Origin of the sequence: Pseudomonas sp. CFBP2511 (genome assembly GCF_030209255.1) — a bacterium.
Taxonomy (GTDB): domain Bacteria; phylum Pseudomonadota; class Gammaproteobacteria; order Pseudomonadales; family Pseudomonadaceae; genus Aquipseudomonas; species Aquipseudomonas avellanae.
Genome location: NZ_JARVSI010000029.1, coordinates 71,855 through 98,114, shown reverse-complemented (window position 1 = coordinate 98,114; position 26,260 = coordinate 71,855). Strand labels below are relative to the sequence as shown.

The 26,260-nt window shown below is 57.1% G+C and carries 30 protein-coding genes; 9 read left to right on the top strand and 21 right to left on the bottom strand.

Annotated features, from left to right (window positions below; genetic code table 11):
* Positions 1-10 precede the first annotated feature (10 nt).
* Both ppa and QRN38_RS25210 read left to right on the top strand, forming a co-directional pair.
* A complete protein-coding gene (gene ppa / locus QRN38_RS25215; RefSeq protein ID WP_005614429.1) occupies positions 11-538 on the top strand; it encodes an inorganic diphosphatase in 528 nt (175 codons plus the stop codon).
* A 358-nt stretch (positions 539-896) separates the two neighbouring features.
* The gene (locus QRN38_RS25210; RefSeq protein WP_005770134.1) at positions 897-1,628 is read left to right on the top strand and encodes a LexA family transcriptional regulator; all 732 of its coding nucleotides are present in this window, start codon (positions 897-899) and stop codon (positions 1,626-1,628) included.
* A 302-nt stretch (positions 1,629-1,930) separates the two neighbouring features.
* Here the strand turns inward: QRN38_RS25210 and QRN38_RS25205 are convergent, their stop codons facing one another.
* From QRN38_RS25205 to QRN38_RS25195, 3 genes are read right to left on the bottom strand one after another with little or no spacing between them, the layout of a single operon-like run.
* A complete protein-coding gene (locus tag QRN38_RS25205; RefSeq protein ID WP_010201208.1) occupies positions 1,931-2,212 on the bottom strand; it encodes a helix-turn-helix domain-containing protein in 282 nt (93 codons plus the stop codon).
* Positions 2,202-2,378, bottom strand: a complete 177-nt coding sequence (locus tag QRN38_RS25200) for a hypothetical protein (protein WP_010201210.1) — start codon at positions 2,376-2,378, stop codon at positions 2,202-2,204. Before QRN38_RS25200 ends, QRN38_RS25205 begins: the two co-directional genes overlap by 11 nt.
* Before the next feature lie 51 nt (positions 2,379-2,429).
* Complete coding sequence (locus QRN38_RS25195; protein WP_080397035.1) at positions 2,430-2,780, bottom strand: hypothetical protein; 351 nt, start codon at positions 2,778-2,780, stop codon at positions 2,430-2,432.
* A gap of 129 nt (positions 2,781-2,909) precedes the next feature.
* Between QRN38_RS25195 and QRN38_RS25190 the strand changes: the two genes are divergently transcribed.
* Positions 2,910-3,182, top strand: coding sequence for a helix-turn-helix domain-containing protein (locus QRN38_RS25190; RefSeq protein WP_007245505.1), 273 nt, complete (start codon positions 2,910-2,912; stop codon positions 3,180-3,182).
* 22 nt (positions 3,183-3,204) lie between these two features.
* Here QRN38_RS25190 and QRN38_RS25185 read toward each other — a convergent pair whose 3' ends face one another.
* The 12 genes from QRN38_RS25185 to QRN38_RS25130 form a co-directional block, all read right to left on the bottom strand.
* Positions 3,205-4,056, bottom strand: coding sequence for an alpha/beta hydrolase (locus tag QRN38_RS25185; protein ID WP_057418414.1), 852 nt, complete (start codon positions 4,054-4,056; stop codon positions 3,205-3,207).
* A complete protein-coding gene (locus QRN38_RS25180) occupies positions 4,056-6,347 on the bottom strand; it encodes an autotransporter family protein (protein ID WP_057418415.1) in 2,292 nt (763 codons plus the stop codon). The genes QRN38_RS25185 and QRN38_RS25180 overlap by 1 nt, the downstream gene beginning before the upstream one ends.
* Before the next feature lie 178 nt (positions 6,348-6,525).
* Positions 6,526-7,569 (bottom strand): WavE lipopolysaccharide synthesis family protein, encoded by a 1,044-nt coding sequence (locus QRN38_RS25175; RefSeq protein WP_057418416.1) that lies wholly within the window; start codon positions 7,567-7,569, stop codon positions 6,526-6,528.
* 52 nt (positions 7,570-7,621) lie between these two features.
* Complete coding sequence (locus tag QRN38_RS25170) at positions 7,622-8,227, bottom strand: hypothetical protein (RefSeq protein ID WP_007245501.1); 606 nt, start codon at positions 8,225-8,227, stop codon at positions 7,622-7,624.
* On the bottom strand, positions 8,224-9,999 hold the full coding sequence (locus tag QRN38_RS25165) for a hypothetical protein (protein WP_005769049.1): 1,776 nt from the start codon (positions 9,997-9,999) through the stop codon (positions 8,224-8,226). Before QRN38_RS25165 ends, QRN38_RS25170 begins: the two co-directional genes overlap by 4 nt.
* A gap of 3 nt (positions 10,000-10,002) precedes the next feature.
* A complete protein-coding gene (locus QRN38_RS25160; protein ID WP_005769047.1) occupies positions 10,003-10,323 on the bottom strand; it encodes a hypothetical protein in 321 nt (106 codons plus the stop codon).
* Entirely contained in the window at positions 10,320-11,051 is a 732-nt protein-coding gene (locus tag QRN38_RS25155; protein ID WP_005769045.1) for a glycosyltransferase family 2 protein, read from the bottom strand. Before QRN38_RS25155 ends, QRN38_RS25160 begins: the two co-directional genes overlap by 4 nt.
* The gene (locus QRN38_RS25150; protein ID WP_005769043.1) at positions 11,048-11,686 is read right to left on the bottom strand and encodes an HAD family hydrolase; all 639 of its coding nucleotides are present in this window, start codon (positions 11,684-11,686) and stop codon (positions 11,048-11,050) included. The genes QRN38_RS25155 and QRN38_RS25150 overlap by 4 nt, the downstream gene beginning before the upstream one ends.
* A 7-nt stretch (positions 11,687-11,693) precedes the next feature.
* The gene (locus tag QRN38_RS25145; RefSeq protein WP_122223246.1) at positions 11,694-12,308 is read right to left on the bottom strand and encodes a phosphatidylinositol-specific phospholipase C/glycerophosphodiester phosphodiesterase family protein; all 615 of its coding nucleotides are present in this window, start codon (positions 12,306-12,308) and stop codon (positions 11,694-11,696) included.
* Position 12,309: 1 nt separating this feature from the next.
* Entirely contained in the window at positions 12,310-13,071 is a 762-nt protein-coding gene (locus tag QRN38_RS25140) for a glycosyltransferase family 2 protein (protein WP_005769040.1), read from the bottom strand.
* Between the two features lie 81 nt (positions 13,072-13,152).
* Positions 13,153-13,857 (bottom strand): ABC transporter ATP-binding protein, encoded by a 705-nt coding sequence (locus QRN38_RS25135; RefSeq protein ID WP_024667228.1) that lies wholly within the window; start codon positions 13,855-13,857, stop codon positions 13,153-13,155.
* Positions 13,854-14,630 carry an ABC transporter permease gene (locus tag QRN38_RS25130; protein WP_024667227.1) on the bottom strand — a complete coding sequence of 259 codons (777 nt, stop codon included), beginning with the start codon at positions 14,628-14,630 and terminating at the stop codon, positions 13,854-13,856. The genes QRN38_RS25135 and QRN38_RS25130 overlap by 4 nt, the downstream gene beginning before the upstream one ends.
* A gap of 327 nt (positions 14,631-14,957) precedes the next feature.
* Between QRN38_RS25130 and yghU the strand changes: the two genes are divergently transcribed.
* From yghU to dxs, 6 genes are all read left to right on the top strand, one after another.
* On the top strand, positions 14,958-15,800 hold the full coding sequence (yghU, locus tag QRN38_RS25125) for a glutathione-dependent disulfide-bond oxidoreductase (protein ID WP_005769036.1): 843 nt from the start codon (positions 14,958-14,960) through the stop codon (positions 15,798-15,800).
* Positions 15,801-16,001: 201 nt separating this feature from the next.
* Entirely contained in the window at positions 16,002-17,021 is a 1,020-nt protein-coding gene (locus QRN38_RS25120) for a PDDEXK nuclease domain-containing protein (RefSeq protein ID WP_005769035.1), read from the top strand.
* Between the two features lie 69 nt (positions 17,022-17,090).
* Complete coding sequence (gene metC / locus QRN38_RS25115) at positions 17,091-18,257, top strand: cystathionine beta-lyase (protein ID WP_057417509.1); 1,167 nt, start codon at positions 17,091-17,093, stop codon at positions 18,255-18,257.
* A gap of 103 nt (positions 18,258-18,360) precedes the next feature.
* Positions 18,361-18,606 carry an exodeoxyribonuclease VII small subunit gene (locus QRN38_RS25110; RefSeq protein ID WP_003379121.1) on the top strand — a complete coding sequence of 82 codons (246 nt, stop codon included), beginning with the start codon at positions 18,361-18,363 and terminating at the stop codon, positions 18,604-18,606.
* Positions 18,603-19,490 (top strand): polyprenyl synthetase family protein, encoded by an 888-nt coding sequence (locus QRN38_RS25105; RefSeq protein ID WP_024667225.1) that lies wholly within the window; start codon positions 18,603-18,605, stop codon positions 19,488-19,490. Before QRN38_RS25110 ends, QRN38_RS25105 begins: the two co-directional genes overlap by 4 nt.
* Positions 19,491-19,653: 163 nt before the next feature.
* A complete protein-coding gene (gene dxs / locus QRN38_RS25100; protein ID WP_057417508.1) occupies positions 19,654-21,549 on the top strand; it encodes a 1-deoxy-D-xylulose-5-phosphate synthase in 1,896 nt (631 codons plus the stop codon).
* 368 nt (positions 21,550-21,917) lie between these two features.
* Here dxs and QRN38_RS25095 read toward each other — a convergent pair whose 3' ends face one another.
* From QRN38_RS25095 to ribBA, 6 genes are all read right to left on the bottom strand, one after another.
* Positions 21,918-22,334 (bottom strand): hypothetical protein, encoded by a 417-nt coding sequence (locus QRN38_RS25095; RefSeq protein WP_057417507.1) that lies wholly within the window; start codon positions 22,332-22,334, stop codon positions 21,918-21,920.
* Positions 22,331-22,948: a GTP cyclohydrolase II gene (ribA, locus tag QRN38_RS25090; RefSeq protein ID WP_003379129.1), complete on the bottom strand. Its 618-nt coding sequence runs from the start codon at positions 22,946-22,948 to the stop codon at positions 22,331-22,333. Before ribA ends, QRN38_RS25095 begins: the two co-directional genes overlap by 4 nt.
* Positions 22,949-23,082: 134 nt before the next feature.
* Positions 23,083-24,048, bottom strand: a complete 966-nt coding sequence (thiL, locus tag QRN38_RS25085) for a thiamine-phosphate kinase (protein ID WP_011103239.1) — start codon at positions 24,046-24,048, stop codon at positions 23,083-23,085.
* A gap of 16 nt (positions 24,049-24,064) precedes the next feature.
* Positions 24,065-24,562, bottom strand: coding sequence for a transcription antitermination factor NusB (gene nusB / locus QRN38_RS25080; protein WP_003379132.1), 498 nt, complete (start codon positions 24,560-24,562; stop codon positions 24,065-24,067).
* Positions 24,559-25,035 carry a 6,7-dimethyl-8-ribityllumazine synthase gene (gene ribH, locus QRN38_RS25075; protein ID WP_002555427.1) on the bottom strand — a complete coding sequence of 159 codons (477 nt, stop codon included), beginning with the start codon at positions 25,033-25,035 and terminating at the stop codon, positions 24,559-24,561. Before ribH ends, nusB begins: the two co-directional genes overlap by 4 nt.
* A gap of 128 nt (positions 25,036-25,163) precedes the next feature.
* Complete coding sequence (gene ribBA, locus QRN38_RS25070; protein WP_005769016.1) at positions 25,164-26,255, bottom strand: bifunctional 3,4-dihydroxy-2-butanone-4-phosphate synthase/GTP cyclohydrolase II; 1,092 nt, start codon at positions 26,253-26,255, stop codon at positions 25,164-25,166.
* Positions 26,256-26,260 lie beyond the last annotated feature (5 nt).

Genomic DNA, 26,260 nt, shown 5'->3' with positions numbered 1-26,260 from the left:
GCAATGCCCAATGAGCTACAGCAAGATTCCGGCCGGTAAAGACCTGCCGAACGACATCTACGTCGCGATCGAAATCCCGGCCAACCATGCGCCGATCAAGTACGAAATCGACAAAGACACCGATTGCCTGTTCGTTGACCGTTTCATGGCCACCCCGATGTTCTACCCGGCCAACTACGGTTTCATCCCTAACACCCTGGCTGACGACGGCGACCCGCTGGACGTGCTGGTGGTCACCCCTTACCCGGTTACCCCAGGCTCGGTCATCCGCGCACGCCCGGTCGGCATTCTGCACATGACTGACGACGGCGGCGGCGATGCCAAAGTCATCGCAGTACCCCACGACAAGCTGTCCCAGCTGTATGTCGACGTGAAAGAGTACACCGACCTGCCAGCCTTGCTGCTTGAGCAGATCAAGCACTTCTTCGAGAACTACAAGGATCTCGAGAAAGGCAAATGGGTGAAGATCGAAGGTTGGGGCAACGCTGACGCTGCCCGTGCCGAGATCATGAAATCGGTAGAAGCGTTCAAAGGCTGATCATCGATTTCGCGTTTCCGGGCACCTGATGCCAGGGCCCGGAAACACGCTTTACCTCTCCTGCGCTGCGCCCTGCGCGTCAAATCTGCTCCCGACACACCCTCATACGTATTTTTTTGCAGACCGCACGTTTAAAAACGCGCTCGGCTTTTCACCTGCCCGTAAACAGTCCGTTAATGCCCGTATAGCCTGGGTAAACACCAGATACGTCGTTTAGTCGAAAAAGCGTTATTACGGAATCTGCCTACACGCTATTCATTCCATCCGTAGTCCAGATAGCCACCACTCTCTTGGGATAACGTCGATCTCAACACCTCGTTCATTTAAACGCCCAAGCGACGCCCGTAGAATTTGCGCCATGAATACATCAGGCGATCGACTCCGCATCCTCCTTCGGGAGTGCCACCTCACCGCGACTGACTTTGCCGCCAACCGCAAAATCACGCCGCAACACGTCAATAACTGGTTCAAACGCGGCGTACCCATGGCGCGGATTGACGAGGTGGCTGAACTATTAACCGTCAACGCCCGTTGGCTGCGCAGCGGCGACGGGCCCAAACACCCCAATGAATCGGCCAATGAAAACACCGGTGACGACAAACGGATGGCCATCCAGCAAACAAGAAACGTACTGCGCGGCGACGTGGAAATTCAGATCTACATGGAAGTCGAATCCCCCCACGGCGTCGGTAAAACCGTGCTGTCCGAAGCCCCCGGACAAAAAATCCGCCTGCCCCTGCAAGTGTTGCAAACCATGGGCATCGACCCGAAAAATTGCATGTGCGTCGCCATGGTCGGCAACAGCATGGCCGACAAAATCCAGGACGGCTCGATCCTCGGCGTCGATCGCGAACTGACCCAAGTCATCGACGGCGAAATCTACGCCCTCGAACACGGCGGCATCCTGCGCGTGCGCTACCTCTACCGCCTCCCCAACGGCGGCCTGCGCCTGCGCAGCCACAACGACGCCGAATACCCGGACGAAGTATTCAGCGGCGAGGACATTGCCAGGGAAAAGATCCGGATTCTAGGCTGGATATTCTGGTGGTCGACACTGAACAGCCGGCGCAATGCGATGCTGTTGTTGTGACGGGGTTCGGGATTTGGGAGGTATCCGGGCTGGGCATAAGTGGTGAGGTTTAGTATCCTGCGCACCATCCAGAGTACACGGCGCTGTTGAGCGGTGCGTTGCTTGAACGGGGCATATGATCCGTTTGCCCTGTTGTCTATTCGCGCTTCGTTGAGGGCGCATCTGTTGAAGGCGATTGCGGTTTATCAAAAATAGATAGGAATCGCCTACGAGAAGCCGGCCACAAGCCGGCTTTTTAATGTCCATCGCGGCTTAATGATTGACCCTGATGGCGTGTACCACAACAACCGACACTACCCGCATTAAATGCCTTGCAGGTCGCGAAGCGCCTCAGGATGCTGGCTGGCAACCCGCAGCAATGTCTGTGCCGCGCCGTTAGGCTGCCGACGACCCTGTTCCCAATCCTGAAGAGTACGCAAGCTGACACCCAAGAGTTGAGCAAACGCATTCTGGGAAACACCGGCTTTAGCTCGGGCCTCAGCAGCCGACAGCGTCACTTCTGTAGTGCGCGCGGCCTTGCCATTTTTCATTTGGCGTACTGAATCCAGCAAGTCCTTCTGAAACTGTTCCATTTCATTGTCCATGACTGATCTCATCTTTCAATTGACTCAGGAACGCGATCGGCAGATTGTCGAATTTCGCGTTGGTGTAAGCAATCAATAGCCAGATATAGCCTTCTGAAAGCGCGTTGTAGTAGATGACTCGCGTGCCGCCACGCTTGCCCATGCAGTCACAGGTCAACATGGTCATAACATGGAACCAAAGCTTAGGAAAAGCCGCACGTCAGACACTCAATCACTTTCACCCCCCCAACCGCCGCCTCCGCGCATCCAGTGCTCGGCGCAACGAAACATCTGCATATTCCATGAAAAGCCCCGCCAGGCGATTCAGCGCAGCCTCTTCCTCTTCGCCGCCCACGACAGAATCAAAGCCCAGCGCTCGCTTGTTCTGGTCGGGCAGCTCTTCCCAACTGGTCATGAGGTAGGCGTACATCGCGCTGACGATCTGGAGTTTGGTTGGGGAGTCAGATTGTTCAACAGCAATACGTGTGCGCGTGTGGCGACGCTGGAGGGCTCGGCATTTCTTGCAGATGGGCTGGGCCAATAGAGCGTTACGCTTTTGCGATGACCCGAAGGTTTTATTATGGCTCATGAGAGCTTTACTCCTTGTGCTGTGCGGCTCGTCCCTGAAAAAGCGCATTCGACGCAACGAATGCTATAGCGTGTAGTGCTATAACGTGCATTCAAGCGAAATCCCTTCCTTTTGTAAAGGGGGTGCGCAATGGATCTGAGCAAAGCAATCGGAGCGGCGCTAAAGGAAGCGCGCGAAGCAAAAGGTCTTACGCAGGAAGATTTTGTCGGTGTCAGTGGCCGGACTTATCTGTCCGAGATAGAACGAGGGTTGAAGAGCCCTACGCTTGAAAAACTCGATCAGCTTGCAACCAGAATCGGTATTCACCCGTTGGAGTTGCTGGTTTCCTGTTATGCCAAGCAGGCGTCGATGAGCCCTCAATCTCTACTGGATATGTTGAATGATCGCTTGGGCAAAACATGAATGACTTTTTTGACGAAAGGACTCATTTACACCCTGCAAACTCAAGCCCTCTCCACACCTTCCACGCCTCTTCCCATCCAGTTTCATGGGTCGCATCTGCAACGATAATCAGCAGACTGCACGCTGTGTTGCCCAGTAGCCGGTTATAACGCTCCGCTAATTCAGTGGGTATCATTTCGTCACCTGCTCCCGAAAAGTGACGCTGAGGTATAAGCGCCAAGCGCTGGGTGTAATCCAGTGGGTCCAGTGACCCGCTAAGCGGCGAAAGGCTTTTTGTTTTTGCCCATTGTGTCGGGTCGAGGTTGCCCGCGAGGGTCTGAACACCAGTCACGTCATCCCGCTGCGCAGCGAGCAACAGTGCCAGGGTAGCGCCACCGGAATAGCCGATTAACTCAAACTCACGGTTACCGTAGCGGTGCTTCAATTGGTCCAGCGCCTGGCTGATGCTGGAGACGACTTCAAGAGAGAAGCGTCGATGGGTCCAGAGTGCAGGGTTACACGCTGCGACCTTGATGAACTGGCAGGGTCGCGCCAGGTAAGCATTGGGCGTCGGATCGTTGATTGCCAGGCTCGGTACGAGCAGTTTCCGTGGGCTTGGATCAAGACTGGGCTGGGTTGCCGTGGCCCAGCCGTGACCGTCGCCTTCCAGATATACTCGCAGGCGAGCGGCCCTGAAGGTCTCTGGCGGCAATAGCGCGATCAGCGGAAAAGGCTGTCCCGGCAGAATCTGCATCTGCCGGTGGTGCTCGTCCGCCAATTGTTGCAATGAGGCGCTTGGCGACTGACAACCCGAGATGAAGGCGCTGACCAGCAGCGCCATCAAAACCCCATGAATACCGACCCGGCGTTGTTCGCAAGGACGAAACCAATCCATCAGAAGTCGTAACGCACTTTTGCCGAAAACACGTCGGCATCGAAGCCGGACTTTCCGATGTAGTCGTAGTTGACGCCCAATGTAACTGCGCCCAGTTTGTAATCGGCACCTACACCGGCTTCGTAGCTGTCACGCACCGCTTTGGCGCCAGTTGTCACGAACGGCGTGCTGCCGAGCAAAAAGGTCGATGTACTCTGAGCCTCGTCGGCGGCGAAGTCATGGTAAGCCATCAGCTTGGCCTGCGGCTCCAGCGTGCCGGCACCCAAGCTGAAACTGCCAGCCACACGCATACCTGCGCCCAACTCAATCGCCTCATAACGCTGGTCTTCTACTTTCAGCGCAGCCGAAGAACCTTTTTCGCGGTAGCCATCAATGTTTACCTGGCTGTAACGCGCGGCAAGACGTGGCTCGATCAGTACTTGCGGGCTGACGTGATAGGTGTAGCCGCCCACCAGATTCAGACCCAGCAGGTCACTGTCGTAATCGGCCTTGGCACGCGTACCTGCGATGCTGCGCTTGCCCTGGTTGTCGTTGAAGCCGTAAGTCAAGCTCGTATCAACGAAATAGTTGCCCTTTTCAAACCCGCCGTACAGCGTAAAGGCATGGCTATCAACGTTGGTTTTGTTGCCACTTTTGCCATTCACATCGGTGTTGATGAAGCTGTAGGCCAGTCCCAGCGTCAGGTTTTCATTGACCTTGCCGTCAGCACCTACTGCGATTCCGTTGCTGTAGGCGTTGTAGCCGGCAATGCCGTCACGCCGGTCTTGAGTGGCGTCGCTGTAGAGTGACTGGACCCAGACACCCGCATCTTTGAAGCCTTCGCCAGAGGATGCACCGCGTATAGAACTGGTGCGGCTGCCCGTCACATTGCTGATCAGGCTCTGGCTGGTGGTGGCGGCGCTTCTGGCCCCACCGCTGACTTCCGGGGTCAACGCCGAAGCCAGTTTGGCAACTTGACCTCCATCCGCGTTCAACAAGAGTTGTTTGAACGAGTCGCTGTCATTCAATCTGCTGACGATGCTGTCACCGGTCAAGGTGACCAGTGTTGCCTGTTCATTAACTGAGCCGCCGTTATCAGCAACTACCTGGGCGACCTCTTCCCGGCCTTTACCGGTGACTACAGCCACCACGTTTTTGCCGTCGACGGTATAGCTGTCGATTTTAAGTAGCGCGGAGGTACTGACCACATCGAGCTTGCCGGCAGAATCGACCGCTGTCCCATCTTTGCCCAGCAATTCGATCTTACCTGCCTCGATAAGCTTGTAAGTCGTGCCGTTGGCGTTGAAGTCGTCACCCTTTGCCGCCAGCTTTACTTGCGCGCCCTGCTCGAACTGAGTAGTGCCGGTCACTTTCAGCACAGCAGTTTTAGTATCAGTGGCATTGCTCAGATTCAGGCCGAGCGCAGAGTTGCCGTCGACATAGAGGTCGCCGTTAATGCTGGTGTGCGTGGACTCAAAGGTCATGGTAGTGGGGCTGCTGGAGGTGCCGCCAACGTAAACCTCGCCGCCCGTCTTGAGACGAATATTGTAGCCATCGGTATGGCTGTCAGTACCTGCGAAAGAGGTATCCCCTTCCAGCTCGATATTGCTCAGGTCTATCAGGTTGCCGACCACAACGCTGCCTTTTCTCAGGATCAGCTCGACCGGTCGGTTGCTTTTTGAAGCGTCGATGGCCCTGTCTGCAGAAATGATCGAGCCGGTGTTGTAGATGTTGAAGTCGCCCCGCTCGATAAACCAGGGTTGGGCATTGCTAATGCTGTATCGGGTAGTACCGATCGCAATAGCAGCGCCATCCCCACGAATCGTCCCCGCATTGGTTATATAAGCATTGGAGCCCGTGATCGTGGCACCGTCGATGCGAAGGCCTTTAGACCCCGTGCCCGTGGCGGTAATGCTGCCATGGTTTTCGAAAACAGCCAGACTCGTCGCGACATCCAGAGCAGTTGCCCCTGTGCTCGTCACATCAATCAGGCGCCGGTTGATAACGCTGCCGACAATTCTGCCGCCTTGGAGACTGACGCCTTTGGCTTCTTCACCACCGGCAAGGTTGCCGGAGTTGTTGATGTTCGCGTTGAAGATCAGATCCTTGTCAACCGTCGAACCGCTGAGTTTGATCGCGTCTTTAACCGTACTGCCGGTATAGGCGCCGTTGATTTCAAGATTGCCAGTATGGGCCTGACGCTCGCTGTTGTAGCCAGCATTGGTCAGTTGGACAGTTTCAGCAAAAGCAGGGATAGCAGTTGCAGCCACAGCCATGGCGAGAAGGGTCTTGCGAAAAATCACAGCGGTCACGATTCATTCCTTATGTTGGGGGCGCTTCCATGCGTAGCGGGAACCTGCTGCGGCAAAAATGGCGATTGGCCACATAGAAGAGCGCGGCGAGAATAAAGTAACAGCCTTGAAATAACATCAAATATTATCGGTACAATCATGCCTCGTTAAACTGTACAGGTGTTCGGGCTTATGATGCCTAAACCCGATAAGACCCCACATGCTCCAGCTTCCTGCTCTTTCGCCAGTACGAGCGTACGACTCTTGCCATCGCAGGCGAGAGGCTGAACAGGGCGATGGTCGCGAACGATATCCACCAGCCGGGGCGCAAGCAGTTGAGTACGTATTGGTTGAGCCAGATGCGCGCTATTCTCGACCGGTAGGCGCCAGGCCCAAGGCGCCTTAGTTGCTCGATCTCATCTGCTGTATAGAGCGTTTTCAGCACGTAGCTGTTTGCGGTAAAGCGCTCAGGGAAATCGACTCCGGCTTCGTGGTGGTTCAATACCCTGAAATTGCACCCCAAAACGTTATCCCACAGTTTCAGATTACTGAGGCCCACCTGACAGGGTTTTGCAAGTCGAGCGTCAATACCGCGCCTGCGCATGAGGCCAAGCATGAGTGCCTGTTCGCTCACTATGCGCGCGGATGTATAGCCGATGAAGTTTCCGAACGGGTTGCGAGACGGCGTGTTGTTGAAGAGCTCTTCTCTTTTGAACAACGGCTGTACCCACATGGCGAGCATGGCGTCACGTGTGCCGAACTGGACCAGGTCCGATATGTGAAACAGCATCGGCATTTGTTCAGGGTCGCGAATGTAAAGCGTCGTGGTGGTAATAGGCGTGTCGAACAATCGGGGCTCGACGGGCTCGTTGTCATCTGGCCGGCCGATGACAGCAAGTGCAGCGCTGGTCAGGTTGTGGTCAGCGCGCATCTTCATGATGTACGGCCGTGCTGCTGCCTGAATCCCGCCCAGCGTTGATCGCAGCATGCGATTGACGTTGATTTGATTGCCGGCATCGTCGACGAAAGCACCTGGATCATCCGACAGGATGATCTGATCAGCCTCCACTGCAGAAACATCTTCGTTGCACCAGGTTGAAACGATGACTTCAGCGTGCGGCAAATGCGTTCTTATCGACGCGATGCAGGCGAAGATGTTCCGCTTGGGGCTTAAGTTTCGATAGAGAGGGCCCTGGATAACCACGCTGATCTTTGTGGAATCAACGGCCGTAAGATGACGCATGTTTTAACCTTGTAATGTAAGACGACCGCTAACAACGGTAAGAACAGATCAGTCAGATGGATCTTGCAGCACGCCGAAATATGCGAAGAAAAAGACGTCGCGCTCGACGCAAGACACCCACCAGCAATGGCAGGCTGATCAGTACCTTCTCAAGACGCGTAACCATGAATAACCGTCCGATCTGAGCGGAGCGGACCGAAGCGGTTGTGCTTACCGGCAAATTGTTGAATGACTCATTGAGCGTTCGCGAGTAGATGCCCAGATGCATGGCAGGCACCATGATCACAATGTTCCGGTGTCGCAGCCTTGGGCTCAGGTAGTTATAGCGAGCAATTTTCCGGATGAAATCCATGCAGGTAGCCGAGTCGTGCTGCCCAAAATCAATCAGCACCCAGTCGCTCTCCACCGTGTCCATATGACGGGCAACTGTGTTGGCCACGACGCCGCTCACACCGTTCTCGTGAAGAAAATCTTCCAGGCTGAACTGGACATGATCTGTCGATAGATCACTGACGGGCAGTTTGGTCAGGTTGTAGCGGTCGTCGATGACAAGCACAGGAACGGTTTTTCTAGGCTCGTGTTTAATATGGGACAACTGACAGATCAACTCATGACTGGCAGGCGTGGGGCTCAAATGAGACACGACGAATATCTTCATCTGGAACCTCTGGCATAGGACGTGAAGGGCGTGGAGTTGTAGATGGCCTTCACCGCAGCCCACGCGCTTTCAAAATAGAAGATTTTCCCGTTGTTTCTGTAAGCACCCAGCGCCGAAATCAAAATGCCGGGGAGCGACAGCAGGTTGTGGTGAAAGTAATCATCCTGCTGACGAACAAACCACGTCTGCGTGCTGCGTTGACGCAACATGTTGCGCACTTCGCAACTATGAGTGATCAGTGTCTGTTTGGCCTGGATAGGGTCTGTCAGGAAACAGCTGACCAGAAACGCATGCCGGATACTTGGCAACTGATCACACAGCACCAGCCCCTCGAAGTCGGCGATAAACGCTCGGACCGTCTCAATGTCGTTTTTGAACGTGGACTGCTGAACCACGCGATCAATCAGTTCAATCCAGGCGCGGACGGTGATGCGATCAAGACCGGTTGGAATGATCACCGCCGACGGATTGGCCAGGTACTTGTCGCCAAACTGCCGCAATCGAGTCAACGCGGCCTCGACGGACAGATTGAAAAGAGGCTTCTTTTCAAGCAAGGACAAATAGCAGGGGCCGGACATTTCAAGGCATCCGTTAACTGATTCGACCGGAGCCTTGCCGCCCAGCAATGCTCGGGAGGTCACGGACTGGGTGATACCGTACGGGTTAACGCGGTTCGGAATACCCGCTCTGGAAGCCCTTAGTGCGTGCTCGATGTCTTCGTATTCGACCCAGTGGAGAGACTCGTCCAGAGGGCAGCCATTCCATACCTCCTTACGGCAAATATAGAGGCTGCCTGTCGGGTAACTGGCATCGTTGTTATAACGCATCGGGCTGGCAAAACAGAATCCAGTCCGGTCGACTTCCGAGAATACTGACGGTGCAATAGCTTGCGCATTACCGTTGGTGCGGTGCAGCCCTAACAGCCCCTGCGCGACCTCGTCCATGGCCATGCCGTAATCCGAATAGCGCTGCGGATGCATGCTGATTCGATTGTCAAAGAACATGCTTTGCAGCGTCATCAGCGGATAGCGCGGACCGAAGCGATGTACGACTTCTCCGAAATTCCGGGGTAGAAAAACGCGGTCGTGCAGGATCACCAGGTTGCTGTATCGGGCCTCCTGCGCCAGGCGGTTTTTCTTTCTGCAGATCTGCACGGGCGGCGCAGTAATATCCTCCCCAATGATGCGAACCTTGTCGAAATAAGCGAAGTTGCTACCGGGTGTGCCGCACAGCAGTATCTCCTTGTGCGGAATCTCAATTTCCAGAATGCGCTTCACTACCGCATTGAGAACGGTAGCGTCGCCTGAACCGACAGGAATGCCGAAGGTCCAGCTATCGAGATCGTCATTCGACTCGGCAGCCAGCCTGGACACTTTCTCGTAGGTGACCGAGTTGCTCGAACGCGCAATAGCCTTGAGTGATCCGGCGAAGTATTCACGGTCCAGGTAACACTCGATCGGAGTGTCTTCGATGACGGTGATCTTCTCGCCGACATTCAGAAAATGCGCGCCGTCCCACAGCAGCAGCGGCGCGAGGGGTGAATCACTCTGCACGCCATAAAAGCAGTACGAACCATGATCATGTATTTGCGTACACCGTTGCGCCGCATGCAGCTTGCTGATTTCCATATCAGGCTTGCGCACAGGGTGCTTGCGAAACGAGACCAGGCTTGAGCACTCGTGGGGCAATAACAGGTCCGCCGGCAGAGTACGCAGCACATTCGCCGACGCATAACCAAGACCTGGATGGTGTTGAAGATGAATGGTTTTCATGCGTCAGACCACGTACTTGTCATCGAGTGCACCCGGCAACTTGACGACCACGGTGGTCGCATCGGTAAGTGCCTCGAAAGCCGTGATATCCCCAGGCTCGAGAACGATGATGTCGCCGGCCTCCCAGACTTTATCGCGCATGATGACTGACCCGCAGAGCAACACAGTTATCTCGGTGGCAACCTTGTGATAGTGAGCCACTTCCCTGTCGCCGGACTTGTAATGCTTGATGCCCACCTCACAAGACTCGGTCTTGAACGCAGACGGTTCAAACCCGCCCACGAACCAGCCTTTGACCATGTCTCCCAGCTTCGCCGTTTTCATCGAATGTCCGCCATTTCAAACGCGTGAAGCTGGTTCTGGGTTTTCAAGGGGCGGTACTGACGGGGTTCAATCCGGTAGGCACCAATCTTCTTGTGTAACAGCACCAGTTCATTGAGGGCTGGGGCGATGTAGAAGTGGTCATTGACCCTGGCGTCCTTGCGAATCATCTCCTTGGCGGCGGAGACAAACAGCGAACCGGATTTGAACCAGTACATGCCTGCAATGGCGTGAGGACTGATCGGATTCTTTTCGGCGGCCTCGATAACGCGCTGGTCGCTGTCCAGGCGTGCAAATGAATAACGAGGGTGCAGAGAGTTGAAGATGACGACACCGGCGTCCTCGTTCGCTTCCCGAAAAACACGCAGCACCTCTCGCAGTTCTATGTCGAGAAAATCACTGACGCTGAGGATCAGCAGCTCATCATCGTTATCGATTTGCCCGCTCGCCAGAAGCGCGGTGCAGGCAGCGCCTTGGGTGATGTTGTGAACGGGAAGAACGCTGGCAGAAGGATGCATCTGCTGGACCATGTTGCGCAGGTGCAAACCGATGACGTCGTCATTCGAGAACGTGCAGATAATCCTGCGCGGCTCAAGCGCGGCACAATTATCGATCAGCGTATGGATCAACGGCTTGCCGTTGTACTCGCACAAGTATTCGGGGTACTCGCCATCGCCGGGCTGCGCTTCGCTCTTTTTGCCTGACAGAAGAATGATGTTCATTTTGCTCACAGGCTGGCCACCTTGTCGGCGTTGATCTGTTCGACTCGGTCAAGGATGTTGTTGAGGTTTGCATCGCAGGTTTGCGCAACAACCAGAACATGGGCACCCGAGGCTCTGGCGGCCTTGATGCCATTTTCGTTGTCTTCGACGATCAGGCACTCTTCGGGCTTCATGCCAAGCTGCTTGATGGCTTTGGTGTAGATGTCGGGCGCGGGCTTTGCGTGTGCCACGTCTTCGTTGGAAAGTTGCAGGTCGAGGTATTTATCAAGATCTGCCCTGCCCATCATGATCTCCACGGTGTTGCGAATGGAGTTGGACGCAACGGCCAGCTTGTAGCCCAGGGTTTTCAGCGATGACAACGCGTATTGATGCACAAATGTCGGTTTGCACTGGGCGTGGACAATCTCCATGGTGTATTGCTGTTTCATCTCGTTGATGAAGGTGTGCAAGGCAACCGGCAGGTCACGTTCGACACTCAACATGTCGAGTTTTCGCGAAGTGGGCAGACCGTCATAAGCCGTCAGGTGCTCGTGGCGACTGATGGTGTAGCCGAACAGACTGAGTGCTTTGTTCAGTGCATCGTAGTGCCACTCCTTGGCTTCGATGAGGACACCATCCATATCGAAAATCACTGCCTTGATCATGATTGCCTCACTTGAAGAAAATGGCTGCGTCTACGGGAGTATCAGTGCACAGCGTCAAACGGTTCTCCGACCTGAACTCAAGCAACTGTTGCCACAGCGCCATGCAGTCGCGGCCGTGCAGTTCCGGTGAAACCACACAGACCTGCTTGTCTTGTGACAAAAGATCACCAATAACCTGATTGGAAAACCACTCGCTGTCGAAACCATCAAGCCACACGCCTGTGGCCCTTTCGAGCCAGGCGGGTGAAGGTTCAACGTCGCTGAGGCGGGAATAGGTGATGACCTCTTCGATGAGGTAACTGCGCATGTCCGGAACAGCCATGTCGAAGACGAACCAGTTGGTGTGGCCGTAACGGGCAAACGTCTTCTTGAGCGCAAGCGCCATGCCATCGGCCTTCACATTGATGGCCAGAGGCAGGTTGCGACCCGCCATGATGTCGAGCAGACCGTCGAGCGTCAGTTCGCCGCCCACGGGCATGTCATGAGAAATCACGAGTTGACCCGCCACATCACGGACGTCGGTTTCGGTACCGAAACCGAAATCGAATGATCGATGGAAGGCTTGCTTCAGGTTGCGCTCGGGCTTGTGCAACCAGTAACCGCGATGGCTGATGATCTGCATGTCAGTTCCCGACGCCCGAGGCTGCCTGCCGGCTTAAAGGCAGTGACAGAAACAGGTTCAGATCGACGGGTATGCCAAGGCCATACATGCCATGACCTTCAGCGCCAATGCTGTAATGAATGACCTTTGCACCTTGCTCGATCAGCTCGTTGTAGGCCGGCGCGACGTAGAACTCGCCGTTGACGCGAAGATCTTTCAGGACCATCGCTTCGATGGCTGATACCAGCTGGCCGCCACTGCGAAAGTTGTAGATGCCGACAGTGGCTTCGTCCGAGATGACTTCCTTTTCAACCACGCGATTGATGTGGCCTTGTGAATCGAACCCCACGAATGACCACTTCGGATCGCTGGCTTTCATGGTCATGATCAGGCCAGCGGCATCGCATTCGTTCATTGCATGCAGATAGGCATTGATGTCTACGTCAACGTACTGGTCGCTGTTGGCAATCATCACTTGCTGGTCATAATCGATCAGGTGCCTTGCTGCGTAAACAGTGCAGGCCGCACCACCGGTCAAACCGCCAAGTTCGACGATGCCGCAACCGGGTGCCCAGGCATTCAGTTTTTCTCTGAGCCCGTAAGCCGCGACCTGTTCCGCCTGACATATAAAGATGAATCTGTGCGGGCAGTCAGGTGTCAGGTTATCAATCACGACCTTGATCATCGGCACACCATGCACAGGGATCAATGGCTTGGGGTCTGTGTAGCCTGCAACGGCAAAGCGACTCCCGGCTCCGGCCATTGGAACGATAATTTGCAGCATGGAAATTCCTGTGTGAAATAGTGTTTACCCAGTTGATGTAAACCTGACGCCTTGAACTTTTAAACTTCAAAAAAAGACTTACTAATAGCAACCATGTTCAATCATCCGACCACGCTCAAGTTTCAAATATCGCTGACAAAATGCTCTGCCTTCTTCTACGGCGTGAGTCACCAGAATCAAGGCCATGCCGTCATCCTGCAGGCTGCGAATTCGTTCGTGACATTTGAGCTTGAATTCTTCATCACCCACAGCAAGTACCTCATCAGCCAGTAACGTCTGCGGTTCCACATGGACAGCAACCGAAAACCCCAGCCGCATGTACATGCCCGATGAATAGTTCTTCACCGGTGTATCAATGAAATTCCCCAGACCGGAGAAGTCGACAATCTCGTTGAAGCGCGAACGTATTTCCTTGTTGCTCAAGCCGAACAGACTGGCGTTCAGGTAAATATTTTCTTCGCCGGTCAGTTCGGGATGAAAGCCAACGCCAATTTCAATCAACGGCGCTACACGGCCAACGGTAGTCAAACGCCCGCTGGTAGGAATAAGGATTCTTGAGACAAGCTGCAAAAGCGTGCTTTTGCCAGAACCGTTGTGGCCCACAAGCGCCAGCGACTCGCCCTTGTGCAGGGTGAACGACACGTCGCTTACCGCCATGAAGTGCTCGGCGTACTCCCGGTGTCGGGCGTCAAACAGTCCTAGAAACTTTTTCTTCAGACCGCCTCTGTTATGGCGCAGGACGAACCGCTTGGTGAGGTTTTCGGCCTTGATGACGACGCTGCTCATAAGTACTCCACCGCACGGTCTACTCGTCTGAATATGGCGAGGCCGGCTACAAGCGACGTGGCGCCCAGCACTACGCAGAGGACCAGTTCACGGGTATCCGGAATGACCCCGGCATGCAGAATGCTGCTGAAACTGTTGAAATACAGGGCTACCGGGTTGTAGGCCGCGATACTGGCAATACCCTCGGGCAGCGAAGAGGTGACCCACACGATTGGCGTGAACCAGAACAGCAAGGGTAAAAACACATCGATGAAATGCTTGGCATCACGCACGGTTATCTGGATGACGCTGAGCGCCAGACCCAAGCCCATGATCAATGCCATGAATGCGATCAATACAATCGGGTAAAAAAACAGTGCCCGGGTAAACACACCGCCGAGCATGGCAAACAATGATGCGTACACGATCATGCAGCCTGCCCAGAACACAATAATCGTGAGCGCCCCGGAGACGGGCAGCAAGATGCGTGGAAAGCGTAATTTGCGAATGAGATTGCCGTTGTTGATGAGCCACTCTCCACTTTGCGAGACTATTTGCGCCAGCAGCATCCAGTGGACGACGCCGGTCACCAGATGAAGTGCGAAACGGTCCTGACTGCTGGGCAGAATGTAGGTAAACACCATGTAATACGTGAGTGTCACAACTAACGGGTTACCCAGTGACCATACGAAACCCAGCGTCGCGCCCATATAGCGGATTTTTATTTCTTTGCAGACGAGGTTGATGACCAGATCGCGCCATTTGATAACGCCTGCGATACAAGATAACGGCATACGGATATCCGGTTATTAATAATTTGGCCTGGGCAAACGACCTCTGACAATCAAGCGCTAACATGGATAACCTTCAGGCCTCCTGATGCGCGCACATACTCCCTTGTTTTGCCGATCTACAGCTATAGGACGCCGCCTTAGTTGCTGTAGGAATATTCCACAGACTACAGACGGCAATCTAATGCTGCCTTGGCTGCCTCGTTACGATGGGCGCTGTGCACGACCAGAATCGCAAGGCACTTCCCTCCCCGTGCATTGATCTATAACGTCAATGGTCATTTCAACGCGACCGGTCCTGCGATCGTCCCTGAACAAGCGAGGCTCTTCATGACGCAATCTCCTTACACCCCACCAAAAGTCTGGCAGCCGGAAACGCCAACGGGTGGCGCGTTTGCCAGCATCAACCGGCCTGTCGCCGGTCCCACGCATGAGAAGGAGCTGCCGGTCGGCAAGCATCCGCTGCAGCTTTATTCACTGGCCACGCCCAATGGGGTGAAGGTCACGATCATGCTGGAAGAGTTGCTGGCGCTGGGGCACAGCGGGGCGGAATACGATGCCTGGCTGATCCGCATATCCGAGGGCGATCAGTTTTCCAGCGGATTTGTCGAGATCAATCCCAACTCCAAGATCCCGGCGTTACTGGACCGAAGCCATGAAACGCCTGTGCGGGTCTTCGAGTCCGGGTCAATCCTGCTGTACCTGGCGGAGAAGTTTTCCAGCTTTCTGCCCGCAGACCTGGCAGGCCGCACAGAAACCCTCAACTGGCTGTTCTGGCAAATGGGCGCTGCGCCTTATCTGGGCGGCGGGTTCGGGCATTTCTATGCTTACGCGCCCGAGAAACTCGAATACCCCATCAACCGTTTCGCGATGGAGGCCAAGCGTCAACTCGATGTGCTGGACCGTCGCCTTGCGCAGCACCGCTACCTGGCCGGCGATACCTATACGATTGCCGATATCGCGGTGTGGCCATGGTATGGCGCGCTGGTGCGCAACAAGGTTTACTCGGCTGCCGAGTTCCTGTCAGTGCACGAATACCCGAACCTGATCCGCTGGACGGAAGAGATCGCAGCACGCCCGGCTGTCATCAAAGGCCAGAAGGTCAATCGCACCTGGGGCGAAGAAGCGGATCAGGTTCCGGAGCGACATGAGGCCTCTGATCTGGATAAATGAGGCGCAAGTCAAGGTCGGCGCGAAGAGAAACCTGATGTCACAAACCCGGCGCAAATGCCGGGTCTGGCAGGTGTGATCTGCACGTAAAGTAGCCGGCCTACTGACTTCCAAAGGACGCGCTCACATGAACCAGGGAACTACCCGCCCGGCCCCTCTCTTGCAACCAGCAACCCGATTGCCACATCGCGGAGTACTGGCAGCATGAATACTCCCAACGTACCGCAGGCACCCGCAAGTGATCGCTTCGATGAAGTGCTCGCCATGATTCAGGGCGCTCGACAGCAGGCAGCGCAGGCGGTCAACACGCGTCTGATCGAGCTGTACTGGCAAGTCGGCGCCTACATCAGTCGCAAGATTGAAAACGCCGAATGGGGCGATGCAGTGGTCAGCCAGCTTGCCGAGCACCTGGCTACCACCCAACCGGGGCTGCGCGGGTTTACACGTCGAAATCTGTTTCGCATGCGCCAGTTTTTCGAGGCTTACCGGGGCGATGAGAAAGTGTCAGCAGTGCTGACACAATTGCCGTGGACTCATCACTTGATCATTTTCAGTCAAAGCAAGCGACCCGAAGAACGTGAGTTTTACTTGCGTATGGCTATCAGGGAAAAATGGTCCAGCCGCGAACTGGAACGCCAATTCAAAACCGCCTTGTTCGAACGCACTGTCACCCAGCCAGCCAAAGCCTCGGCCATGCTCAAGGAAACCCGGCCGGCCGCACTGGAGGTGTTTCGTGATGCCTACATGGTGGAGTTTCTGGAGCTGTCTGCCGGACATGCCGAGGCGGACCTGCATCGCGGCTTGCTGCAACGCCTGAGGGATTTTCTGATCGAACTGGGTCGTGACTTCTGCTTTGTCGGCTCCGAGTACCCGGTGCAGGTGGGTGGCCAGGATTTCGCCCTGGACCTGCTGTTTTTCCATCGTGGCCTCAACTGCCTTGTTGCCATCGAACTTAAGGTCGGACGCTTTGAGCCTGAGTACCTGGGCAAACTGAACTTCTATCTGGAAGCACTGGACCAGACCGAGCGCAAACCCCATGAAAGCCCCGCCATTGGCGTGCTGCTGTGCGCCAGCAAGAACGATGAAGTGGTCGAGTACGCGCTGAACCGCTCGTTGTCACCGGCACTGATTGCCGAATACCAGACCCGACTGCCGGACAGGCAATTGCTACAGGCCAAACTGCACGAGTTTTACGCACTGGACATAGCGAAGGACGATCAGTAATACCTGCCAACCGCACGGATGCATTACGCTTGGTGCAATCAATAACGCCAGCACTTACCGGAGCCTCAGATGCCGCACAGCAAAGACCCTCGCGCCCACACTGCCCTGTCGCAACGTGGTCGCAGCGCCAGTAGCGGCCCGGGGCTTGCGGTCAATCCGCCGGTTGTGCGCCTCAGCACGGTAGTGTTCGACAGCCTGGAAAGCTTGCGCGAAGCCGAGGTTCGCACGGCTGGGCCGGAGCGTTCGCTGACTTACGGGGCCAATGGCAACCCGACTGCGTTTGCCTTGCAGGACCTGATCTCCGAGCTGGAAGGCGCGCACGGCACATGTCTTTACCCGACCGGGCTTGCCGCCGTCGCACAGATGTTTCAATCCTTTCTGCGCCCCGGCGATCACATACTGCTCACCGAATCGGTCTACGGACCTGTCCGGCGTCTGGCGAACACGATGTTGAAGGCTTTCGATATTCAGTTCGACTTCTATGCCGCCGATGGCAGTGACGTGGAATCGATGATCAAAACCAACACGCGGATGATCTACGCCGAAGTACCGGGCTCGCTGACCTTCGAGATGTGCGACCTGCCCGCCCTGGCGCAGCTGTGCAAAGCGAAGAGCATGCTATTGGCGGTGGATAACTCCTGGGGTTCCGGGGTTTTATACAAGCCGCTGGAGCTGGGCGCGGACATCTCGCTGATGGCCCTGACCAAATACATGGCCGGGCACTCGGATGTGATGATGGGCAGTGTCAGTACCACCGAAACTCACTGGCAAACCCTGAAAACCATGAACACCGCTGTCGGCAACACCGTCAGCCCGGATGACGCCTATCTGGTGCTACGCGGGGCGCGCAGTCTGGCGGCACGCATGGCCATGCACGAACGCCACGCGATGCAGGTCGCGCAATGGCTGCAGGATCAGCCTGAAGTCGCGCGCGTTCTGTATCCCGCGCTGCCGAGCGATCCGGGGCACGCCCTCTGGAAACGCGATTTCCATGGTTGCAACGGCTTGCTCAGTTTCGAGTTCAAAACGGCTGATCGGCAGGTGCTGGATCGTTTTACAGGTGCCTTGACGCTGTTTGGCATCGGTTATTCCTGGGGCGGTTTTGAAAGCCTGGTCACGGAAATCGAGCAGCATGGTCCAGACCGCGGTATGGGGCCTATGCTGCGGCTGCAGGTCGGCCTTGAAAGCCCGGATGATCTGATCGCCGACTTGCAGAACGGGTTTGCTGCGGGTTGAGTCACTTTGCTCGCTACGACAACGAACATCCATCGCCGTCATTTGCCCCAAGGCCGCCGCTCTGCTAGTGTCGCGCGGTTTAACCTCTACCGGAAATGCCCCCATGGCCCGCAAGAAAGCTGCACTGGATTTCGAACAGTCTCTCGCTGATCTGCAAGCGCTGGTAGAGCGACTGGAGAATGGTGAGCTGTCGCTGGAAGACTCGTTGACCGCCTTCGAGCAAGGCGTGCGCCTGACGCGTGACTGCCAGAGCGCCCTCACCCAGGCTGAACAAAAGGTTCAAGTGTTGCTGGAACGCGACGGTGAACTGACCGAAGAGCCGTTCGACGACGCGGAACTCCCCGAATGATCGCGAGCTATCAAGCGCAAAGCCAGACTCGCGTCAATGCAGCACTCGAAGGCTTGTTTCAGGCACCGAGCCCTGAGCTGAGCCGCCTCTACGAGGCCATGCGTTACAGCGTGATGAACGGTGGCAAACGTGTGCGCCCGCTGCTGGCCTACGCCGCCTGTGAAGCACTGGGCGGCGTGGCCGAAGATGCCAATGGCGCGGCCTGTGCGGTCGAGCTGATCCATGCTTACTCACTGGTGCACGACGATTTGCCGGCGATGGACGATGACGACCTGCGTCGCGGCCAGCCGACCACCCACAAAGCGTTCGATGAGGCCTGCGCGATCCTCGCCGGTGACGGCCTGCAAAGCCTCGCTTTCACCGCCTTGCTCGCCCCGCACCTGAGCTCGCGTGACGCCGCAACCCGATTGCAGATGGTCAGCACACTGGCCGCTGCCGCAGGTCCGGCCGGAATGGTGGGCGGCCAGGCCATCGATCTGGGCTCGGTAGGGCTGAAGCTGGATCAGGCTGCGCTGGAATACATGCACCGTCACAAGACCGGCGCGTTGATCGAAGCCAGTGTTCGGCTCGGCGCCCTGGCCAGCGGTCAGGCCGATCAGGCGCGGCTCGATGCCCTGCAGGTCTATGCACGTGCGGTCGGTCTGGCCTTTCAGGTTCAAGACGACATTCTCGACGTCGAAAGCGATACCGCGACCCTCGGCAAGCGCCAGGGTGCCGACATCGCCCGCGACAAACCGACCTACCCCGCACTGCTGGGCCTGGACTCGGCCAAGGGCTATGCCCTGGAATTGCGCGATCAGGCGCTCGCTGCGCTGAGTCTTTTCGACACCACGGCAGAGCCGTTGCGCGAGTTGGCGCGGTACATCGTCGAGCGCCGTCACTGATCGCTATTTGCCGGGACTGAAATACGATGAATCAACGACGGTTCATCAGGTCTGAATCATCAAGCTTGTCAGTCGACGGACCTTCCGCCGACTCACTTCATGGGCAGCGTGCGATGCATAAGGTAAACTGCCGCCTCTTTACTTATAAATAACGATTCGCCTGATGCCCACGACGTTCAAAGAGATCCCCCGCGAGCGCCCGGTCACGCCGTTGCTCGACCAGGCTGACACCCCACACGGCTTACGCCGTCTGGGTGAAGCCGAGCTCGAAACCCTGGCCGATGAACTGCGCCTGGAGCTGCTGTACTCCGTTGGCCAGACCGGAGGGCATTTCGGTGCCGGTCTTGGGGTCATCGAGTTGACCATCGCGCTGCATTACGTGTTTGACACCCCGGACGACCGTCTGGTGTGGGACGTGGGTCATCAAGCCTATCCGCACAAGATTCTCACCGGCCGTCGCGCGCGCATGTCCACCCTGCGCCAGAAGGACGGTGTTGCCGCCTTTCCGCGCCGCAGCGAGAGCGAGTACGACACGTTTGGCGTTGGCCACTCCAGCACCTCGATCAGCGCGGCGCTGGGTATGGCGATTGCTTCACGCCTGCAAGGCAGCGAGCGCAAATCGATTGCCGTGATCGGCGACGGTGCGCTGACCGCCGGCATGGCATTCGAGGCGTTGAACCACGCGCCGGAAGTCGCGGCGAACATGCTGGTCATCCTCAACGACAACGATATGTCGATCTCGCGCAATGTCGGCGGGCTTTCGAACTACCTGGCCAAGATTCTTTCCAGCCGTACCTACACCAGCATGCGCGAAGGCAGCAAGAAAGTGCTTTCGCGGCTGCCGGGCGCGTGGGAAATAGCACGGCGTACCGAAGAATACGCAAAGGGCATGCTGGTCCCCGGCACGCTGTTCGAAGAGCTGGGCTGGAATTACATCGGCCCTATCGACGGCCATGACCTGCCAACCCTGATTGCCACGCTGCGCAACATGCGTGACCTGAAAGGCCCGCAATTCCTGCACGTGGTGACCAAGAAGGGCAAGGGTTTTGCGCCCGCCGAAGTCGACCCGATCGGCTATCACGCCATTACAAAGCTTGAACCCCTGAATGCACCTGTCAGCGTTCAGAAAAAAGTCAGCTCACCGAAATACTCCGGTGTGTTCGGCCAGTGGATCTGCGACATGGCCGAGGCCGACTCGCGCCTGGTGGGTATCACGCCGGCCATGAAGGAAGGTTCGGACCTGGTGGACTTCAGCGAGCGCTTTCCCGAGCGCTACTTCGATGTGGCCATTGCCGAGCAACACGCCGTCACCCTCGCAGCCGGTATGGCCTGTGAAGGCAGCAAGCCGGTGGTGGCGATCTATTCGACGTTCCTGCAGCGCGGCTACGATCAGTTGGTGCATGACGTTGCGGTGCAGAACCTCGACGTGCTGTTCGCCATTGACCGTGCCGGGCTTGTGGGCGAAGACGGCCCGACCCACGCGGGCAGCTTTGATCTGTCTTACCTGCGCTGCATCCCCGGCATTGTGGTGATGACGCCGAGTGACGAAAACGAATTGCGCAAATTGCTCAGCACCGGCTATCTGCACACCGGGCCTGCCGCTGTGCGCTACCCGCGCGGCACCGGGCCGAATGCTGTGATCGAGGCCAATCTGGACTCGGTCGAAATTGGCAAAGGCGTTGTGCGCCGTCAAGGTCAGGGGGTTGCGATTCTGGTGTTTGGCGTGCAACTGGCCGAGGCTCTGGTGGTCGCTGAGAAACTGGACGCGACCGTCATCGACATGCGTTTCGTCAAACCACTGGACGAGGCGTTGGTACGTGAAACAGCTGCCAGTCATGAACTGCTGGTCACGCTGGAAGAAAACGCGGTGATGGGTGGTGCGGGTGCGGCAGTCAGCGAGTTTCTGGCCCGCGCGAACATCCTCAAGTCCGTGCTGCACCTGGGCTTGCCGGACGTTTATGTCGAGCACGCCAAACCGGCGCAGATGCTGGCTGAATGCGGGCTGGATGCTGAAGGGATCGAAGCGGCGATCAATGAGCGGTTAGCGCTGATTGGCTGACAGTTACACAAGTCCGCTTCCGACTCAGACCGTGAAGCGGACCGGGCGACGCCTCGCTTGTCCACAAACTCCCGGACTTTTACGCGACCTGTCAGACTTTTATGGGGCCTGTCGGAATCTGTAGGAGCGGACTTGTCCGCGAACTGTCGGTAACCGACAGCAAAACCTGCCGCCTCGGTTTGCCAGACAGAGCCGAGTTGGCCGGTTTTTGGGGCTGCTTTGCAGCCCATCGCAGCCGTCGTAACCTCCTGAAGCTCCCACGCCCTCCGGGCAGAAGCCCAAATCTTCACGCACCTCAAAACCTGTAAAATGCTCGCAGAGTGGCTTATGTGGGAGCGGACCGGGCGCTACAGCACCGGCACCCTTAGTCAGCTGGCTGCCGGAATCCGGTACAGGTAAAGCAGCACCACACTGGAAAATGCCAACAGGCAAACCGGCAGAGGGTGCAGGCCGAACAGTACAGCGATGGCGGCGATCCAGGCGGGAAGCCCGGCCGCCAGAAAGGCGAAACGGCGAACCGCAGCGAGTTTGATCCAGGCGGCGGGCTCTTCCGGCGTGTCGAGCGCAGCCTGAGTGGCCGCCAATGCACGTTTGTAGGCACCGAACGGCTTCAAGCTGACAAACATCGAGCCTATCCCGGCGATGAACAACGGTATCGCCAACACAGGGATAAGTGGCTCACTGGAGCCGAAAAACACACAAACCACCAACAAGGGTGCCAGAGTCAGGCCCAGTTGGCGCCACCAGGCCATTTCCAGCTTTTGGCGCACCTGGCTGCGTGTCACGCGGGGCCAACCTCGCTTTGGTGTTCGTTACCCATCATGTGCCCCAACTTGCCGGCCTTGGTCGCCAGATAAAGGCGATTGTGCGGGTTTTGCCCAGTGTGCAGCGGCACACGCTCGGCGACATTGATGCCCATGTCGGTCAGCGCTTTGACTTTACGCGGGTTGTTGGTCATCAGGCGCAGCGACTGCACACCCAGATGCTGAAGCATCGGCAGGCAGATGGCGTAGTCGCGCTGGTCGGCGGCAAAACCAAGACGCTCGTTGGCTTCGACCGTATCGGCCCCGCCGTCCTGCAGCTCGTAGGCGCGGATCTTGTTCATCAGGCCGATGCCGCGCCCTTCCTGACGCAGATACAGCAATACGCCGCGCCCCTCGGTAGCAATGGCGCGCATGGCGGCTTCCAGTTGAGAGCCGCAATCGCAACGCTGACTGAACAGTGCATCACCGGTCAGGCATTCGGAGTGCACCCGGCCAAGAACCGGAGCGCCATCCGCTACATCGCCCAGGCTCAGGACAACGTGTTCACGGCCGGTTGCTGACTCGATAAAGCCGTGCATGGCAAATTCTGCAAAGGGTGTGGGCAGTTTGGAAGCGGCGACAAATACGACGGGCACCGTGTGCTCCTGATCAGTATGAAGACTGGAAATTCGCAAGATTTGCATTGTAACAGCAGGTTCCTACAGACGCTCAGGCTGAATTCTCGGGCATTTAGATCATAAAGTTCGATAGATAGACCTGACACACCCCGTCACTGTGGGCCGCCAAAATGCTGGTAGCCACGGGTATCGGGGGTGATGTCGGCTCCGGCATGGTCGATCAGAACCACGTCATTTCCAGCCTCGACCCGGCCGATCACATGCACCGGCCAGCCGGCGTCGAGCAACCCAGCCAGATGTTCGGGCGGCAGCGTAAAGGCCAGCACGTAATCGTCACCGCCGCTAAGCGCCGCCTGTTGCGCGGCCTGCAGGTCGAACAACGCGAGCAAGTGCGGCGACATTGGCAGCCCGTCGCGCTCGATCAACAGACGTACCCCCGAAGCACGGGCGATGTGCCCGCAGTCCGCGAGCAAGCCATCGGAGATATCCAGTGCCGATGTCGCCTTGCCGCGCAATGCCTGACCCAGCGCCAATTGCGGTTGTGGCGACCAGTAGCGCGCCAGCAACGGTTCGGCAATAGAAGCCTCGGCGCTGCGTTGATTCAACACCAGGGGCAACGCAGCGGCACCATCGCCCAGCGCACCGCCGACACATAACAGGTCACCTACGCGAGCGCCGCTACGTGTCAATGCAAGCCCTGAGGGTACAGCGCCGAACACGGTCAGGGTCAGGCTCAACGGACCGCGCGTGGTGTCACCACCGATCAGGCGCAACGAACAGCCTTGCGCCATCAGGCTCAAACCGTGAGCAAAGCGCTGCAACCAGTCGGCATCGACATGCGGCAAGGTCAGGGCAAGGGTGAATGCAACGGGACGAGCGCCCATGGCCGCCAGATCACTGGCAGAGACGGCCAATGCACGCTGACCAAGCAGAAAGGGGTCGCAGACGGCCGGAAAATGCACATCGGCCACCAGCGTATCGGTCGAGATCGCCAACTGCTCACCGGGCGGTAACGCCAGCAGCGCGCAATCGTCGCCGATCCCCAATACAACCTCTTCGCCCGCCTGCGCACAGGGCGCGGCGGCGAAGTAATTGCGGATCAGCTCGAACTCTCCCATGAAGGTCAGGCGCTGATCAGCGCTTGTGAGCCTTCACTTCGACTTCACGCAGGCGCGGTGCAAGCTTGTCCAGCACGCCATTGACGAACTTGTGGCCGTCAGTGGAGCCGTAGACTTTGGCCAGTTCGATGCCTTCGTTGATCACAACGCGGTAAGGCACGTCGATGCGCTTGAGCAGTTCGAAGGTGGACAGGCGCAATATCGCCAGCTCAATCGGATCGAGTTCTTCGATGGTCAGATCAAGGCAAGGCGTCAGAGCAGTGTCGATCTCGGTCTGGTTGGTTGCCACGCCGTGCAGCAGCTCACGGAAGTAAGTGCCGTCAACGTTACTGAAGTCATTATCGACACGGAACTGGGCTTCGATTTCGTTCAGCGCGTGGCCAGCCATGTGCCGTTGGTACAGGGCCTGAGTTGCCATCTGACGCGCTTCGCGACGTTTGGCGCTCTTGCCCTTGGCGATTTCCGGCGATTTGGCGTCGCGCGGGTTGAACTGGTCGGTGTCGTCGGAAATCACTTGGCCTCCAACTGCGACAGCAGGCTGACCATTTCGATGGCGGACAGGGCAGCTTCAGCGCCCTTGTTGCCGGCCTTGGTGCCGGAGCGCTCGATGGCCTGCTCGATGGAATCGACAGTCAATACGCCGAAAGCGACCGGAACGCCGAATTCCATGGAAACCTGGGACAAGCCTTTGACGCACTCGCCTGCCACGTATTCGAAGTGCGGAGTACCGCCACGGATCACTGCACCCAGTGCAACGATGGCCGCGAACTCGCTGCGTTGAGCAACTTTCTGCACGACCAGTGGAATCTCGAACGCACCCGGCGCACGGATGATGGTGATATCGCTTTCGCTCACGCCGTGGCGTACCAGCGCATCAACGGCACCGCTAACCAGGCTTTCCACGACGAAGCTGTTGAAACGGCCAACCACCAAGGCGTAGCGGCCTTGGGGGGCGATGAAGGTACCTTCGATGGTCTTCAAGGTCATTCGGTGAGTCTCGTATTAAAGAGCAAGCCCGCCTTGGGGCGGACTTTGAGGGATATTAGGCCACGAATCACAACTGTCAGGCCAAAAGCTGCGAAAACCGTCTTTCGCACGCCTCGACCTGCCGGTATTTATTCGGAGGGCACGTATTCTACAACTTCCAGATCGAAACCGGATATCGCATTGAACTTCATTGGCGAACTCATCAGGCGCATTTTGCGCACACCGAGGTCACGAAGGATCTGCGAACCGGCACCCACCGTGCTGTAAGTGGTCGGCGTCTTGATCGGTTGCTGCCCTGCGGTTTCGCGGATATGGGCCAGCAATACATCACCATCCAGGGGGTGACCAAGCAACAGCACAACACCGCTGCCCGCCTCGCTAACCGCACGCATGGCGGCGCGCAGGCTCCAGCGGCCGGGCTGTTTGACCATCAGCAGGTCGCGCAACGGGTCCATATTGTGGACGCGTACGAGGGTCGGCTCTTCTGCGCAGATCTTGCCCAGGGTCAGCGCCAGATGCACATCGCCCTCGACCGAATCACGGTAGGTCACCAGGTTGAAACTGCCCAGTTCGCTGTCCATCGGCTGCTCGGCAATCCGCTGAACGGTACGTTCGTGGATCATCCGGTAGTGGATCAAGTCGGCGATGGTGCCGATCTTGATGTCGTGTTGCAGGGCAAATTCTTCAAGTTCGGCGCGACGCGACATGGTGCCGTCGTCGTTCATGACTTCGCAGATCAGCCCCGTCGGCTCGAACCCGGCCATGCGCGCCAGATCGCACGCCGCTTCGGTATGCCCGGCGCGAGCCAGAGTGCCACCGGCCTGAGCCATCAGCGGGAAGATGTGCCCCGGGCTGACGATGTCTTCGGCTTTGGCTTCTTTGGCAGCGGCGGCCTGCACGGTACGCGCACGGTCGGCTGCGGAAATACCGGTGGTCACGCCTTCGGCAGCTTCGATGGAGACGGTGAACTTGGTGCCGAAACCGGAGCCGTTGCGCGGCGCCATCAGCGGCAGCTTGAGGGTTTCGCAGCGCTCGCGGGTCATCGGCATGCAGATCAGGCCACGGGCGAAACGCGCCATGAAGTTGATGTGCTCAGGCTTTACGCATTCGGCGGCCATGATCAGGTCGCCTTCGTTCTCGCGGTCTTCGTCATCCATGAGGATGACCATCTTGCCCTGGCGGATGTCTTCAACCAGTTCTTCGATATTATTGAGCGCCACGCGGC

What these genes read in the sequence shown, in the direction of transcription:
- QRN38_RS25210 (WP_005770134.1), top strand. Translation starts at nt 897, where the DNA reads ATGAATACATCAGGCGATCGACTCCGCATCCTCCTTCGGGAGTGCCAC.
- QRN38_RS25200 (WP_010201210.1), bottom strand. Translation starts at nt 2,378, where the DNA reads ATGACCATGTTGACCTGTGACTGCATGGGCAAGCGTGGCGGCACGCGA.
- yghU (WP_005769036.1), top strand. Translation starts at nt 14,958, where the DNA reads ATGACGCAATCTCCTTACACCCCACCAAAAGTCTGGCAGCCGGAAACG.
- QRN38_RS25160 (WP_005769047.1), bottom strand. Translation starts at nt 10,323, where the DNA reads ATGAAAACGGCGAAGCTGGGAGACATGGTCAAAGGCTGGTTCGTGGGC.
- QRN38_RS25190 (WP_007245505.1), top strand. Translation starts at nt 2,910, where the DNA reads ATGGATCTGAGCAAAGCAATCGGAGCGGCGCTAAAGGAAGCGCGCGAA.
- QRN38_RS25205 (WP_010201208.1), bottom strand. Translation starts at nt 2,212, where the DNA reads ATGGACAATGAAATGGAACAGTTTCAGAAGGACTTGCTGGATTCAGTA.
- QRN38_RS25140 (WP_005769040.1), bottom strand. Translation starts at nt 13,071, where the DNA reads ATGCTGCAAATTATCGTTCCAATGGCCGGAGCCGGGAGTCGCTTTGCC.
- ribH (WP_002555427.1), bottom strand. Translation starts at nt 25,035, where the DNA reads ATGACCTTGAAGACCATCGAAGGTACCTTCATCGCCCCCCAAGGCCGC.
- dxs (WP_057417508.1), top strand. Translation starts at nt 19,654, where the DNA reads ATGCCCACGACGTTCAAAGAGATCCCCCGCGAGCGCCCGGTCACGCCG.
- QRN38_RS25135 (WP_024667228.1), bottom strand. Translation starts at nt 13,857, where the DNA reads ATGAGCAGCGTCGTCATCAAGGCCGAAAACCTCACCAAGCGGTTCGTC.
- QRN38_RS25165 (WP_005769049.1), bottom strand. Translation starts at nt 9,999, where the DNA reads ATGAAAACCATTCATCTTCAACACCATCCAGGTCTTGGTTATGCGTCG.
- QRN38_RS25120 (WP_005769035.1), top strand. Translation starts at nt 16,002, where the DNA reads ATGAATACTCCCAACGTACCGCAGGCACCCGCAAGTGATCGCTTCGAT.
- ppa (WP_005614429.1), top strand. Translation starts at nt 11, where the DNA reads ATGAGCTACAGCAAGATTCCGGCCGGTAAAGACCTGCCGAACGACATC.
- QRN38_RS25145 (WP_122223246.1), bottom strand. Translation starts at nt 12,308, where the DNA reads ATGCAGATCATCAGCCATCGCGGTTACTGGTTGCACAAGCCCGAGCGC.
- QRN38_RS25170 (WP_007245501.1), bottom strand. Translation starts at nt 8,227, where the DNA reads ATGAAGATATTCGTCGTGTCTCATTTGAGCCCCACGCCTGCCAGTCAT.
- thiL (WP_011103239.1), bottom strand. Translation starts at nt 24,048, where the DNA reads ATGGGAGAGTTCGAGCTGATCCGCAATTACTTCGCCGCCGCGCCCTGT.
- QRN38_RS25130 (WP_024667227.1), bottom strand. Translation starts at nt 14,630, where the DNA reads ATGCCGTTATCTTGTATCGCAGGCGTTATCAAATGGCGCGATCTGGTC.
- QRN38_RS25150 (WP_005769043.1), bottom strand. Translation starts at nt 11,686, where the DNA reads ATGATCAAGGCAGTGATTTTCGATATGGATGGTGTCCTCATCGAAGCC.
- QRN38_RS25105 (WP_024667225.1), top strand. Translation starts at nt 18,603, where the DNA reads ATGATCGCGAGCTATCAAGCGCAAAGCCAGACTCGCGTCAATGCAGCA.
- QRN38_RS25185 (WP_057418414.1), bottom strand. Translation starts at nt 4,056, where the DNA reads ATGGATTGGTTTCGTCCTTGCGAACAACGCCGGGTCGGTATTCATGGG.
- QRN38_RS25195 (WP_080397035.1), bottom strand. Translation starts at nt 2,780, where the DNA reads ATGAGCCATAATAAAACCTTCGGGTCATCGCAAAAGCGTAACGCTCTA.
- metC (WP_057417509.1), top strand. Translation starts at nt 17,091, where the DNA reads ATGCCGCACAGCAAAGACCCTCGCGCCCACACTGCCCTGTCGCAACGT.
- QRN38_RS25110 (WP_003379121.1), top strand. Translation starts at nt 18,361, where the DNA reads ATGGCCCGCAAGAAAGCTGCACTGGATTTCGAACAGTCTCTCGCTGAT.
- QRN38_RS25175 (WP_057418416.1), bottom strand. Translation starts at nt 7,569, where the DNA reads ATGCGTCATCTTACGGCCGTTGATTCCACAAAGATCAGCGTGGTTATC.